Annotated in this window: 12 protein-coding genes; 5 read left to right on the top strand and 7 right to left on the bottom strand. The window is 41.9% G+C overall.

Annotated features, from left to right (window positions below; all coding sequences use genetic code 11):
• Positions 1–69: 69 nt before the first annotated feature.
• The 3 genes from GXP67_RS09280 to GXP67_RS09270 all read right to left on the bottom strand — a co-directional run bounded on the left by GXP67_RS09280 (position 70) and on the right by GXP67_RS09270 (position 3,501).
• Entirely contained in the window at positions 70–1,377 is a 1,308-nt protein-coding gene (locus GXP67_RS09280) for an ABC transporter permease (RefSeq protein ID WP_162442886.1), read from the bottom strand.
• A gap of 138 nt (positions 1,378–1,515) precedes the next feature.
• The gene (locus GXP67_RS09275; protein WP_197901661.1) at positions 1,516–3,243 is read right to left on the bottom strand and encodes an amidohydrolase; all 1,728 of its coding nucleotides are present in this window, start codon (positions 3,241–3,243) and stop codon (positions 1,516–1,518) included.
• A gap of 108 nt (positions 3,244–3,351) precedes the next feature.
• Positions 3,352–3,501 (bottom strand): hypothetical protein, encoded by a 150-nt coding sequence (locus tag GXP67_RS09270; RefSeq protein WP_162442885.1) that lies wholly within the window; start codon positions 3,499–3,501, stop codon positions 3,352–3,354.
• A 215-nt stretch (positions 3,502–3,716) separates the two neighbouring features.
• Between GXP67_RS09270 and GXP67_RS09265 the strand changes: the two genes are divergently transcribed.
• Both GXP67_RS09265 and GXP67_RS09260 read left to right on the top strand, forming a co-directional pair.
• On the top strand, positions 3,717–4,538 hold the full coding sequence (locus GXP67_RS09265; protein ID WP_162442884.1) for a PorV/PorQ family protein: 822 nt from the start codon (positions 3,717–3,719) through the stop codon (positions 4,536–4,538).
• A 52-nt stretch (positions 4,539–4,590) separates the two neighbouring features.
• Positions 4,591–6,651: a ComEA family DNA-binding protein gene (locus GXP67_RS09260; protein WP_232065062.1), complete on the top strand. Its 2,061-nt coding sequence runs from the start codon at positions 4,591–4,593 to the stop codon at positions 6,649–6,651.
• A 10-nt stretch (positions 6,652–6,661) separates the two neighbouring features.
• On the opposite strand, the gene GXP67_RS09255 is transcribed toward GXP67_RS09260, so the two are convergent.
• A complete protein-coding gene (locus tag GXP67_RS09255; RefSeq protein WP_162442882.1) occupies positions 6,662–6,931 on the bottom strand; it encodes a hypothetical protein in 270 nt (89 codons plus the stop codon).
• 160 nt (positions 6,932–7,091) lie between these two features.
• On the opposite strand from GXP67_RS09255, the gene GXP67_RS09250 reads away from it, so the two are divergent.
• Complete coding sequence (locus GXP67_RS09250) at positions 7,092–8,825, top strand: APC family permease (RefSeq protein ID WP_162442881.1); 1,734 nt, start codon at positions 7,092–7,094, stop codon at positions 8,823–8,825.
• A gap of 79 nt (positions 8,826–8,904) precedes the next feature.
• A complete protein-coding gene (locus tag GXP67_RS09245; RefSeq protein WP_162442880.1) occupies positions 8,905–9,042 on the top strand; it encodes a 30S ribosomal protein THX in 138 nt (45 codons plus the stop codon).
• A 72-nt stretch (positions 9,043–9,114) separates the two neighbouring features.
• Here the strand turns inward: GXP67_RS09245 and GXP67_RS09240 are convergent, their stop codons facing one another.
• Both GXP67_RS09240 and GXP67_RS09235 read right to left on the bottom strand, forming a co-directional pair.
• Complete coding sequence (locus GXP67_RS09240; RefSeq protein ID WP_162442879.1) at positions 9,115–10,038, bottom strand: FecR family protein; 924 nt, start codon at positions 10,036–10,038, stop codon at positions 9,115–9,117.
• Positions 10,035–11,201 carry a CHASE2 domain-containing protein gene (locus GXP67_RS09235; protein WP_162442878.1) on the bottom strand — a complete coding sequence of 389 codons (1,167 nt, stop codon included), beginning with the start codon at positions 11,199–11,201 and terminating at the stop codon, positions 10,035–10,037. Before GXP67_RS09235 ends, GXP67_RS09240 begins: the two co-directional genes overlap by 4 nt.
• A gap of 269 nt (positions 11,202–11,470) precedes the next feature.
• Here GXP67_RS09235 and GXP67_RS09230 point away from each other — a divergent pair, with 269 nt between their 5' ends.
• On the top strand, positions 11,471–11,674 hold the full coding sequence (locus tag GXP67_RS09230; RefSeq protein WP_162442877.1) for a hypothetical protein: 204 nt from the start codon (positions 11,471–11,473) through the stop codon (positions 11,672–11,674).
• Positions 11,675–11,711: 37 nt separating this feature from the next.
• Here GXP67_RS09230 and GXP67_RS09225 read toward each other — a convergent pair whose 3' ends face one another.
• Positions 11,712–13,007 (bottom strand): dihydroorotase, encoded by a 1,296-nt coding sequence (locus GXP67_RS09225; RefSeq protein ID WP_162442876.1) that lies wholly within the window; start codon positions 13,005–13,007, stop codon positions 11,712–11,714.
• Positions 13,008–13,043: the final 36 nt, after the last annotated feature.

Raw genomic sequence — 13,043 nt, 5'->3', positions numbered from 1 at the left:
CAAGGAAATGCAGCTCATGTTTATTTTATAAAAGCAAAAGGAAGGCTTCTTACAACCTTCCTTTTGCTTTTATGACTTGTAGAATAGCCACCTGCCTAATTCTTTATAGGTTACCTTTTTGCCATACATCAGGATACCTACCCGGTAAATACGGGCTGCTATCCATACAATCCCCAGAAAGCCAAGCAGAAGCAAGCTCATAGAAAGCAATATCTGCCACACAGGCGGATGGAAAGGAATCCGTACCATCATAATAATAGGGGAGGTAAGCGGAATCATGGAAAGCCAGAAAGCCAGTGAGCCATCCGGGTCGCGGATGATACCCTGTGCCAGCACAAAAGATAAAATCAGTGGGATTGTTATGGGCATCATAAATTGCTGAGCGTCCGTGTCACTATCTGAGGCTGCACCAACGGCAGCAAATAAGGCACTATATATTAGATATCCTCCCAGAAAATAGAACAAAAAAGTAGCGAAAATGAGCGGAAAGTTGATGGTAGACAGGGCTGCCTGAATTTCACTGTTCAGTTTAGCTTTATTCATGGTATTGGGAATCTGTTGTTCCAGCTGAGTTTGAGCCTGCTGTTCGGCGAGTTTATCTGCGCCAGAAATTGAAAAGACCAGCGAACTGACAATAAACCCAAATATAATCCATAGCAGAAATTGGGTGAGCCCCACGAAAGCAATACCAATGATTTTTCCCAGCATCAATTGAAAAGGTTTGACAGAAGAGATGATCACCTCGATAATCCGGTTGGTTTTTTCCTCAATCACTCCTCTCATTACCTGTACGCCATAAATAAAAATAGATAAATAAATAATGAACGCACTGGCAAATCCAACAATATACGATACTCCGGCACTACTGCCTTCTTCTCCTTCGCCTTCACTCAGGTTGAGCGTACTTACGGATACATCAGTATCTATTTTTTCAAGTATCTGTTTATCAATTCCGGCTCGTATCAGCTTTTTGTCTTCAATCTCTTTTTTAAGCTTATTTTCTACAGCTCCTTCTACACTTATACTAAGGCCTTTTTTAGAGTACAATTTTATTCCTTCCGGGTTTTCAATGTCAATTTTAGGAATATACAACAAGGCATAATATCTTTCATCCCGTACATCCTGTTTGGCTTGCTCAAGGGATGTGCCTGCCGGAATAAAAGTCAGGTTCCCTTTGCTGTCGTAGGCATTAGAAAATAAGCCACTTTCATCTATTACCTCAATCACTCTGTTTTCATCATCCTTTACCGATAGCCAGATCGATACCCCCCATATCCCTCCTATGAGCAAAGGCCCCAGAAAAGTCATAATGATAAAGGACTTTTTCTTGACACGTACCAGGTATTCACGTTGTATAATCAGCAGTATTTTATCCATGAGCTAGGAGAATTATGTAGATGGTCAGCAACAAAACAAATCAAGCCAGATTATGTTTCGATTCAAATTTAGGATTTTCGGTCATAATGCAAAGGAAGAATCCGGAAATGAGACCGTTTACTGATAGTATTTGAGCTTTTATTCATTAGCATCTGCAGGCGTTGTGATTTTTCCTGCATCAAACACCACTTTTCCTCCCACTACTGTCAGCATTATTTTAGCTTCCCGTATCTGTTCCGGAGGAATTCGGGTTAGATCACGGTCGATAAGGACAAAGTCAGCCAGTTTGCCAGCTTCCAGGTTTCCGGTTTGTTTTTCTGCATAACCTGCAAATGCAGCACTGGTAGTATAGGCATGCAAGGCTTCTTCCACACTTATTTTTTGTTCAGGCACCCATCCGGCAGGATTCTTATCGTCTAAAGTGCGGCGGGTTACTGCAGCATATATTCCTTCCAGTGGGGTAGGAGGGGCAACAAACCAGTCGCTTCCAAAAGCAATTCTGGCTTTGGTATCGAGTAAATCCCGGAAAGGATAGGTAGTTCTAATCCGTTCAGGGCCAATCAGTTTTTCTGCCCAGCGCCCATCATCTATGGTATGATAGGGTTGCATACTGGCAATTACCTGTAACTGGCCATAACGTTTAATATCTGCCGGGGCAATATGCTGGGAATGCTCTATACGGAATCGTCTGTCACGGTCACCATTTTCTTTCGTTACTTTTTCAAAGATATCCAGCTGCTGCCGGATCGCCCTGTCACCAATGGCATGTACCATTATATGTAAACCAGCCTTGTCTGCACCGGATACCCATTGATACAACTCATTTGGTGGTGTTACCAGAAGGCCGGTATCTGAAGGAAGGTCGGTGAAAGGCTCAAGCAGAGCGGCCGTATGTGAACCCAGAGAACCGTCGGCAAAACCTTTTAATCCTCCGATCTTCAGCCATTCATCTCCCCGGCCCTGTTTAAGTACTGTATCACGCAATTGTTGCCAGGAAGATAACGGTACGGCTGCATAAATTCTAGTATTGAGCTTGCCAGCCTGATGTGCGCGTTTGAAGGTAGCTATGTTATCCCAGCTTCCCATATGGTGTACAGCGGTTACTCCTCTGGCAGCTACATATTCCATAGCTGCTTCTAAGGCTTTGTCTTTAAAAGAAACGGAAGGCTCAGCCACCACTCCATCAAACAAGGACATAGCATTGTCTTTAAAAATACCGGTAGGCTTGCCGTTCTTTCGCACCATATTGCCGCCAGCTATATCTTTGGTAGCCGCAGAAATTTTTGCTGCCTGCATAGCTGCTGTATTGGCCAGTGCCATGTGTCCATCCAGCCGTTGTAACCATATCGGATGACCATTCGAAATGGAATCTATCCAGGCAGCTTCCGGTAAGATTCCACCCCAGTAGGTATGATCCCAGTCGCCGCCGGTGATCCAGGTGCCCGGTTCGGCTGTTTTCGCAAAGTCGGCAATACGGGTAATAAATTCCTGCGGTGTTCTGGCATCCCGCAATTGTACCGAAGCCAGGTTGAAGCCGCCCTCTACAAAATGCACATGCGAATCGATAAAGCCAGGGGTGAGCATCTGTCCTTTTGCATCAATCACCTGAGTAGTTGTGCTGAGCATAGGTTTTACTTCTGCATCACTTCCCACCATTATAATACTATCTGCACTCACGGCAATAGATTCTGCCCAGGGCTTTGATGGATTTCCGGTCCATATCCGGGCATTTACCACCGCCAGGGTGATAGAAGTATTCCTGGAGTTTTCTTTTACAGATGTCTGGCAGGCCGACAAAAATATACTAAGGAAAAGAAATAGAGAAATAAATGCCCCGTTGAGCTGCAGAGGGTAGATGTTATGCACAGGTTTACAGAAATGGTTTGAGCTTGCTTAAATATACCATTTCTGCCTGTACTTTTCTCAGGAAAAATAAAAATTTGAAAAGCTTGTTACTAAAAATATGCTACCTGGCTATTCAAGGTTTAAGGGCGTTCTTTGATAGGTTGAAGACAGGTTATTTTTCGTATGGCCTGAAGACAAAGTTTTTCTGTTTCGGATGGTTAATTCATAAGCCACATAAGTGCCAATAGCTACAGCAAACATTACTTTTAGGATAGTCATGATTTTAAGAGTTTTATATATAGGTGTTTACGGATAAGCCACTTGGGGGTTTACACTTCATGTTTCCATATTTTATCTTTCCAAAATTTCTAACAAATCATTCACCTGATTGCCTCAAACGCCATATCCCCTGTCAAATTATAACAGTTTATTACACAAGTGGTTTTGCCTTGATTTAGCTGAAAGCCAATGCCGGTTGCTGGCTAATTTTAGCTATGAAAAAATGGTGCTTGCCTCTTTGGTTTCTGTTGGCTGTACATGCTGTGTTTGCCAGTGGCGATCCTAATCCGGCAGGTGCCAGAGCCTGGGGACTGGGAAATGCAAGTGTAACCCTGTCAGATAGCTGGTCATTATTTAATAATCCGGCAGGTATCAGCGGCGTCACTCAAGTGCATTTGCTGGCATCGTATGATAACCGGTATGGTTTACCAGGAATGCAGAGTATGGCAACCGGAGTCGTATATCCTTCCAGTTATGGGAATGTTGGATTGAGCATCCACCGATTTGGCGATGACTTATATAGTGAGCATCTGGTTGGAGTAGCCTATAGTCATAAGGTGAGCCGGGTGATGCTGGGCGCAAAGTTAAATTATGTACAAGTGCACGTAGATAATCTGGGATCTAAAGGCGCTGTTGCTCTGGAATTTGGCGGCATTGCAGAAATTACCTCTCAATTATTTTTTGGCGCACATGTCTATAATTTCAATCAGGCCAAACTTGCTGATTACCAGGATGAACGTATTCCTACGGTAATGAAAGCTGGTATTTCCTACAAAGCTTTTGATAAGCTATTACTGAGTGTAGAAACAGAGAAAGACGTAGATTTTCCGGCTGTAGTAAAAGCAGGTATTGAATATCAGATTGTTAAAAATTTGTATCTGCGGACTGGTATGAGCAGCAAGCCTTTCATTAACTATTTTGGAATTGGTTTTAGCCCCAAGCGCCTTCAATTCGATTATTCTGTACGCAGCCATCCGGTCTTAGGAATGTCCCACCACCTCTCCATAGGTTTCCGGTTCGAGAAAAAACGTGTATAATTTCTGTTTTACATATTCTCCCTGGTTGAAAGGCATATTTGTATGCCTATTTGTGATTGTTTCACTACAGGCAGTGGGTCAGGATTATCCGAGGAAAGAAATTGATATTGAGAACTTCATCCAGGATATTTTCGGGCAGCAAGATGAAGATATTAATTACGAAGATGTATATGAATCACTGTTTCAACTGTATACTCATCCGCTGAATCTGAATACGGCAACCAGGGATGAGCTGGCAGCCACCTATGTTTTATCTGAAGAGCAGCTCAATCATTTTTTTGCTTATCGGAAAACAGCAGGTAAATTATTATCCATTTACGAGTTGCAGGCAATTCCTGGCTTTGATCTACCCACTATTTATAAACTATTGCCTTTTGTAGATGTAAATGATTTGGGGTTAAATTCAGACAGCCGTTCCCTATGGAAACGGATCGCTTCCGAACCAAACCATTATCTGTTGCTTAGATACAGCCAGGTATTAGAACAGAAAAAAGGCTATTCACCTGCTGATACCAGTTCGAGCGGGGAGATAAGCCAGCGTTATGCAGGACCGCCACAACAAGTATATGTCCGCTACCGGGTGAGCCATATTCAGGATTTTAGTTTTGGCTTTACAGTAGAAAAAGATGCTGGTGAACAACTCATCTGGCAACCATCAACTAAGCGGTACGGCATGGATTTTTATTCCATTCACGCTCAATTGCAAAACAAAGGCCGGTGGAAAAATATTCTGCTGGGCGATTATCAGATTGGGGTAGGGCAGGGATTATTACTATCTGCCGGATTTGCTGTAGGGAAAGGTGCTGAAACGATAACTACTGTGCGCCGCAATCAGCTGGGTATACGGCCTTATACTTCTGTACTGGAATCTGGGTTTTTCAGGGGTGCTGCGGCAACCTATTCAGCTGGTAAATTCGATATAACCGGCTTTTATTCACGTACCAGCCGGGATGGAAACGTAATAACCGGTAGTGATACACTTATTGAGTCAGACGAATATACCCAATCCCTGCAGGTGAGTGGTTTTCATAGAACACCCAAAGAAATAAGCGCCAAAGGAAATCTGGGTGAACAGGTATTGGGAGGAAATGTGGTATATAACCTTGCCGAGAAGAATCTGCAGGTTGGAGGCACTATGGTAGTTACCCAGTACAGCGTTCCGCTTTTGAGGAAACCTACTTCCTATAATCAGTTTGAATTCAATGGCAGAAATAATTTAAATATTGGCATTCACTATAGCTATCTGTGGCAGAATTTTAATTTATTTGGCGAAGCGGCCCGTTCTCAAAGTGGAGGGATAGGGTTTATTTCCGGGCTGATTGGAAGTTTAACCACCAAAGTAGAACTGGCTATGGTGTATCGCAATTATGCCAGGAATTTTCACTCATTGTATGGCAATGCTTTTGGGGAGAATACACGAAATATCAATGAGAAAGGTATGTATTGGGGCATCAAATACATACCGCATAAAAAACTACTGCTAAGCGCCTATTACGACCGGTTTAGTTTTCCCTGGCTCAAATTCCGGGTAGATGCCCCTTCTCAGGGATATGAATATATGGGCCGTATCACATATAAGCCCACTAAAACCATTTTGTTGTATGCCCAGTACCGGGAAGAAATGAAAGAACTTAACCAAGCCGATAATACCACACCCATTGATTTTCCAGTTCCAGCTATCAAACGTAATTATGTGTTTAATATAGATTATCCGGCAGCGAAGTTTATTTCCTTAAAATCGAGGGTACAAGGCAGCAGTTACAGGCAAAGCAATGCCCCAACATTCGGATATGCTATTATTCAGGACATAACTGTGGATGTAGGTAAATTGAAGGTAAGCACCCGTTTTGCTTTGTTTGAGACTGATAATTACGATAACCGGCAATATGTCTACGAGAAGGATGTCTTATATGCGTTTTCGATTCCGGCTTATTTCGACAGAGGTACCCGTAATTATGTATTGTTGCAATATCAGGTAAATAAAAAACTTGACCTTTGGCTGCGGTATGCCCGTACATCATTGCGAGATGAAAAAACCATTAGCTCTGGCCTGGAGGAAATCAATCAGCCCCACAAATCTGAAGTTAAAGTGCAAGTCAGGTATAAATTCTGAGAGACCTAGTTTATCTTCTCTTTTTTCTTTTCGCTTTAGGACTGCCAGGGCAATCGCAATCAGATTTTTTCTTCTTAGCGAATAATCCGGCTTTATTCCGACCAGCTGCAGCTTTGTATGTTTTTTTACTGCGTTTTACCCGGCTTTTCTTGGTGGATTTACCTTCTTTGGGAGCAAAAGCAGAAGCGCTGCTACCAGAATAAGCCTGGCTGCTTTGGGCTAAGGAAATATCAGCAGAAAACAGGAAAGCAGCTACAAGGATAAAAAGGAAATATTTCATAAGAATTAACAAAAATAGATACAGATCTGTTACTAGCAGGTTTAAAGGTAACCAAAAAAGAATAGTTCCACAACGCCCTGTAATTTTATGCCCAGAAAAGTACCAGGCTCTTTGAAGTTAAGGAAGAATCTTTATTTTTACTGTTCTAAAAACCGGCTACGTGAAATTTTCCACCCTTTTCAGGACAAAGTCTGTCCCACAAATTCTGGCAGAAGTAAAACACCAGGAAGAGAATTCCTCCGGTGAACTGGTCAGAAACCTGAACTTACGTGACCTTACCTCTATGGGGATTGCGGCGATTATTGGTGCGGGTATTTTTAGCACAATCGGTAATGCGAGTGCTGCCGGTGGTCCTGCTGTATCGTTGCTTTTTATTTTTACAGCTATTGCCTGCGTGTTTTCAGCCATGTGTTATGCAGAATTTGCCTCTACTATTCCCATCAGCGGAAGCGCCTATACCTATGCCTATGCTTCATTTGGGGAAATTGTTGCCTGGATCATGGGTTGTGTGCTGCTGATGGAATATGCCATAGGCAACATTGCTGTAGCTATCTCCTGGTCGGATTATTTTACAGGTATGATGGCTGGTATCGGCTTAAATATACCCTCTTACCTAACGATGGACTTTCTGACAGCTTCCAAGGGCTATGATACAGTAATGGAACTTTTGAGTGCAGGCGGACAATTAGAGCAGGCTACGCCTGCCCAGCAACTTGCCTATGAAGCCTGGACCCAAGCACCAAGCATAGGAGGTGGATTGAAGTTAGTAGCAGATCTGCCAGCTTTGGGCATCACTGCCATTATTACAACCCTTGTATACATAGGCATCCAGGAATCTAAAACGGCGAGTAATATTCTGGTGCTATTAAAGGTGCTGGTGATTATTATGGTAATCATCGTAGGGGCTTTTTATGTGAATCCGGATAACTGGAGCCCGTTTGCTCCTAATGGCGTTTCTGGGGTATTGAAGGGCGTTTCAGCGGTATTCTTTGCTTATATTGGTTTTGATGCCATCTCTACAACGGCAGAGGAGTGTAAAAACCCACAACGGGATTTGCCGAAGGCCATGCTGTATACTTTGCTGATATGTACGGTTTTATATATTCTGATTACCCTCGTGTTAACAGGAATGGTATCATATACTGAACTGGCAGTTGGCGACCCATTGGCATATGTTTTCGACAAACTCGATTTGAATATCATGGCTGGTATTATATCAGTGAGTGCAGTAGTCGCTTTATCGAGTGTATTGCTGGTATTTCAACTGGGGCAGCCCCGGATCTGGATGAGCATGAGCCGGGATGGCCTATTACCTGCCGCTTTTTCCAGAATACACCCCCGCTTCAAAACACCTTCCTTTGCAACCATTATTACGGGCCTGGTGGTAGCCATTCCGGCCCTGTTCATGAATTTAACAGTGGTTACCGACCTGACCAGTATAGGTACTTTGTTTGCATTTGTAATTGTAAGCGGAGGCGTACTGGTGATGGATGCTAATAATACGCCACGGGGGAGGTTCCGGGTGCCTTATTACAATGCCAAATGGATTCTGCCTGTTTTACTGATAGGTATTTTGGGGCTGCTGCTCGCAAACGACCCTCAATCAGTTTCTAATTTCTTTACACTTGATACCAGCCAGGGTTTCTGGACGGCACTGGAGCACAAAATTCTGCTCATCGGTTTTATAATTGTTTGCCTGGTGATGACGTATCTTTCCTTTACAAGAAACTTATCGTTGATACCGGTGCTTGGACTGCTTGTTAATTTATACCTGATGACGGAGTTAGGCATTAGTAACTGGCTCTGGTTTCTGACCTGCCTTGGTATAGGGCTTGTCATTTATTTTACCTATAGTTACCGCAATAGCCGGTTGAATAAGGTTAATGCAGAATAAATAAACCAAAATCTATGCGTTAATACTTGACAATTCATGATTAAGCCATTACTTTAGCACACATTTTTAACTAAAATCTATGGGCAAGGGAGATATTAAATCAAAAAAAGGCAAACTTTCCAATGGTTCTTTTGGAAACAGCCGTAAACGTAAGTCAGACAGTAAAGCAGAAGCCACAAAAGCTGAAAAACCTGCTGCCAAGCCTGCAAAAAAATAAAATAGTCTGGTATAAAAAAAACAAAAGGCCTGTGTATCTCTACACAGGCCTTTTGTTTAGAAGGGGAAATGATTATTTACCTAAATTATGCCGTTGTAAAAAATGCTGATAGGCCACCTGGTAATCTTTCACCTGAGGCTGTAAAGCAATGGCTTGCTCATATGCTTTCAGGGCATCCAGGTATAATTTGTTTTCTTCCAATAGTGAAGCCTGAATAATTTTACTTAAAGAAGTTTCTTCCGTTCCGCTGGTAATATCAGCCAGTTTTTTGTGTACCGTGGTAGCACTTTTGGCATCCAGTTTTTTAAGGCTGTATTTATCAGAGCTTGATTTGGGCTTTTCTACGGAACTTACTATCAGCAAATAAGCTGTTTGGTTTTTCAGATTGGCCTGATTTAAATCTACTATTATGGATGTATCGGCAGTAGTAGCTGAAAATAATACCTCATCAAACATATCTACCATTACCACTTTATACTGTTTCGTATCAGGAAGTGCATGCCATTTAATAAGTGGCTGTGTATCCATCACCAGAGCATCGGTAGTTTTATCAACAAACAAGGTAATATCGTATTCTCCTCTTTCTACTTTTCCCTCTACGCCCATGTTCTGGTGGCGGTTTTTGTTGGCATCTTCTTTTTCAACTTTAGTCATTTCACCAATCACAAAATCTACATATTTCTGATTAAAACTTGCCTGGGAAGCCCCCATTTTGGCAGATAAATCATTCGCTGCATAGGTACCGGGTGTTTTCAGTTCCAGTGTTCTTCCGCTTTTATGTACCAATCCCAGAAAACTATTGGGAGCCAGGGTGATTTTATCATCTTTCGTAATTTTCTGGCCGGTCTTTAGCGGTTTTGCAGCAGCTGATTCTTTTCCTATGGTATTATTCCCGCTACTAGCCAGAACTTTAAATACATATTCCTGGGTGGTTTGTGCCTGAACTATATAGTTACCGAATATAGCAAGCAAAAAAATAAATATAAATTTTCTCATGTAGCCTGTTTTTTAAGTTTAATAATTCTAAGCGTTTTTCTCTTCTGGTAAATTTTTAATACAATATTCTGATACAATTCCAGTCCATTACTGGAAAGCAAAACTGCTGCCAAAGCCACTCCTAAATTAATTTTTACCGTGAATACATCAAATAGGAAACCTACAATAAACATGATTAGGCAGGTTTCAATCAGCTGAATCAAAATGGTGAGGCTGTCGTACCAATCACCAGATATTTTCATGAGATAGCTAAATAGTACTACATTCAAAAAACAAAGAATCACAGCAACACTGATCTCAACAAGTCCGGGTGCTACATCAACGTATTCTTCCCGCAAAATCATAGATATACTATTGGCATGGACAACTACGCCATACATATCCGGATGAGCCTTGCCAATGTAAATTTCGTTCAGAGGGGTATATAGTTTGTCTTCCAGCGTACGGGAGGAGAAACTTTCCCCCATAAAGCCCATCAATACAATTTTTCCACTAACAAAACTCAGATCAATATCAGGGTCAAAAAGATCTTCTACATCCAAAGCATAAAAAGCGCCATTGGTTATGTTTCCCTTATAATTAATAAACTCAACCTCATTATTGCGTTTCAAAAAACGCTCAGTTACTTCCGGATTATAGATTTGAGCCATTTTAACAGGAAAGGCGAATTCCGTCCGGTTGTACACTATTTCCTTCGGGCTAAAACTCCGGACAGGCTTATATACATCATTTTCAGCTATAATAATATTGGCAAATCCGGTTACCGCATGCTGGTTGAACATGGCATGGGATGTTTCCAGTGTATCAAATTGCTTAGTTTGTTTATCGGGTAGATGAGAACCAAATCCACTTACCAAAACCAGGTTATCCACTTCAGAAAATGCTTTTGCTAAAGCGCTGTCTCCCTCCGGATCTTTTGGCCGGCGAAAGGCTGCATCAATCCCGATTATTTTCGGTTTAAATTTATTGAGGGTAGTAATTTGTGCTGCAATACCTGCCCGGTCTAATTTACCAATATTCACAATTACAATATTAGTATCCGCATTCGGCTTGTCGGACCGTAGCTTTGAAAAGACTATATCAGTGAGTTCAAAATCTGCAAAGGCGGCTTTGGCGGGATTTAAAATTTCAGATTGTAGTGGAATCTTTGATACCAGCCACATTATTGTAAATATGAAAAGCGTACTCAGAAAGTGATGCTTATTTATCAGGCTTTTCATTTTATTAAGTGCTTACTATACCCATGTATCCTTACCTACAATAATGTTTTTATGTAAAATATTATCACAGGTAATCCGTCATTAAAAATATGATATTTTATTGGGATAACATAGGGGTACAAGTCAGTTCGGTTGTCTTATATTCAAAAGCACAAAAAACATATTTGAATCATTATTTTTACTAATTACAGGCCGTTTAAAAATACAGGATTATGGGAGCGCACAATTTTACAACTTTGTATCAGAAACTGGTTTTTAACCTTGCCTATAATTTTTATGGTTCTGTGGAAGATGCCGAATATATTGTGTGGGAAACCTACAAAAAATGGATGGCTACCAGTCCGATAGCGAGTGATAATCATAAATCATCCCTGATCCGGATTGCAGCTAATTTGTGTATGGAAAGAGGAAAATAGCTTTTCTTGTATTTAGAATCCTTACTAAAACCTTGACTTATCTTCTGTACGCAGGTCTCGCATCACTCAACACAACTTTCCCATTATTGATAATTCCTACAGGCTTTCCTGTAAAAGTATGTCCAATAAAAGGCGTATTCCGGGATTTAGAACGGATTTGTTTTTCGGTAAACGTCCATTCCTGCTCTGTAGTAAATAGCGTAAGATTGGCAGGCTGACCTTCTGCCATATGTACAGCCGGCAATTGCAGAATCTCTCTTGGACGGATGGTGAATTTCTCAATAAGTTGTTCCAGCGATAAAAGCTGATTATGGGTATGTATTACAGCAAAAGCCGTTTGTAAGCCAATAATGCCGAACTCAGCCAGATCAAACTCCAGCTTTTTGCTCTCTTCATCAAGCGGATTATGATCAGATACAATCGCATCTATAGTTCCATCGGCTAAACCTTGCCAGAGGGCTTCAATATCTGCCTGGCTGCGGAATGGTGGATTTACCTTCAAATTAGTATCAAAATTCAATAAAGCCGTATCGTCAAAAGCGATCTGATGGGCAGTCATGTCACAAGTTACCTGTAAGCCCTGGCGTTTAGCCTGCCGGATGAGTTCTATAGAAGTAGCCGTGGATATGGCTGAAAAATGAATTTTTCCTCCGGCATATTGCAGAAAACGTAAATCTCTGGCAATCATCATTTCTTCGGCCAAAGCTGGTATTCCTTTTAATCCAAGCATTGTACTGGTAACGCCTTCATGCATTTGCCCGAATTGTGTCAACAGCACATCTTCCGGACGGTTAATAAGCAGGCCACCAAATGTTTGAAGGTATTGAAGTGTTTTTACCAGAATATCGGAATGCCATACCGGTTTGAGTCCATCAGTAAATGCAATGGCTCCAGCCATGTGAAGGTCGATCATTTCTGTGAGCTCTTTGCCTTTAATATCTATGGAAACAGCCGCCATGGGATACACTTTTACTGCATGTGTATTTCCCTTGGTTTGCACATACGTAACAGCCTCTTTGGTTTGTACCACCGGATGGGTATTGGGCAGTAAAGCAATTTCAGTGAACCCACCGGCTGCCGCAGCCTCCCGTACCGAAAATAAATCTTCCTGGTGTTCGTAGCCCGGATCTTTGGCCGCCACTCGCATATCTACCCAGCCCGGAGAAACTTTCAGCCCAGCAATATCTACTACATAGTCTGCTTCTTTACCAGCTTTTTCCGCTGCATCAGTGATGCTGGCGATCAGGCCATTTTCAATCCAGAGTTGTTTTTGCTGTCCGTTAAAGGGAGATTTGGGGTCAATAATCTGGGCAGAGGGGATATGTATCTTCATAAGTAAAAATCCGCTACCAAACCTGGAGCAGTATGT

The sequence above is a fragment of the Rhodocytophaga rosea genome (assembly GCF_010119975.1).
GTDB lineage: Bacteria > Bacteroidota > Bacteroidia > Cytophagales > 172606-1 > Rhodocytophaga > Rhodocytophaga rosea.
Note: the sequence above shows the minus strand (reverse complement) of the source record. Positions and strands in the feature narration are given on the sequence as shown.

Coding starts and splice junctions, on each gene's coding strand:
- GXP67_RS09235 (WP_162442878.1), bottom strand. CDS start 11,201: ATGTGGCTGGTATCAAAGATTCCACTACAATCTGAAATTTTAAATCCC.
- GXP67_RS09255 (WP_162442882.1), bottom strand. CDS start 6,931: ATGAAATATTTCCTTTTTATCCTTGTAGCTGCTTTCCTGTTTTCTGCT.
- GXP67_RS09240 (WP_162442879.1), bottom strand. CDS start 10,038: ATGAGAAAATTTATATTTATTTTTTTGCTTGCTATATTCGGTAACTAT.
- GXP67_RS09225 (WP_162442876.1), bottom strand. CDS start 13,007: ATGAAGATACATATCCCCTCTGCCCAGATTATTGACCCCAAATCTCCC.
- GXP67_RS09230 (WP_162442877.1), top strand. CDS start 11,471: ATGGGAGCGCACAATTTTACAACTTTGTATCAGAAACTGGTTTTTAAC.
- GXP67_RS09280 (WP_162442886.1), bottom strand. CDS start 1,377: ATGGATAAAATACTGCTGATTATACAACGTGAATACCTGGTACGTGTC.
- GXP67_RS09245 (WP_162442880.1), top strand. CDS start 8,905: ATGGGCAAGGGAGATATTAAATCAAAAAAAGGCAAACTTTCCAATGGT.
- GXP67_RS09270 (WP_162442885.1), bottom strand. CDS start 3,501: ATGACTATCCTAAAAGTAATGTTTGCTGTAGCTATTGGCACTTATGTG.
- GXP67_RS09265 (WP_162442884.1), top strand. CDS start 3,717: ATGAAAAAATGGTGCTTGCCTCTTTGGTTTCTGTTGGCTGTACATGCT.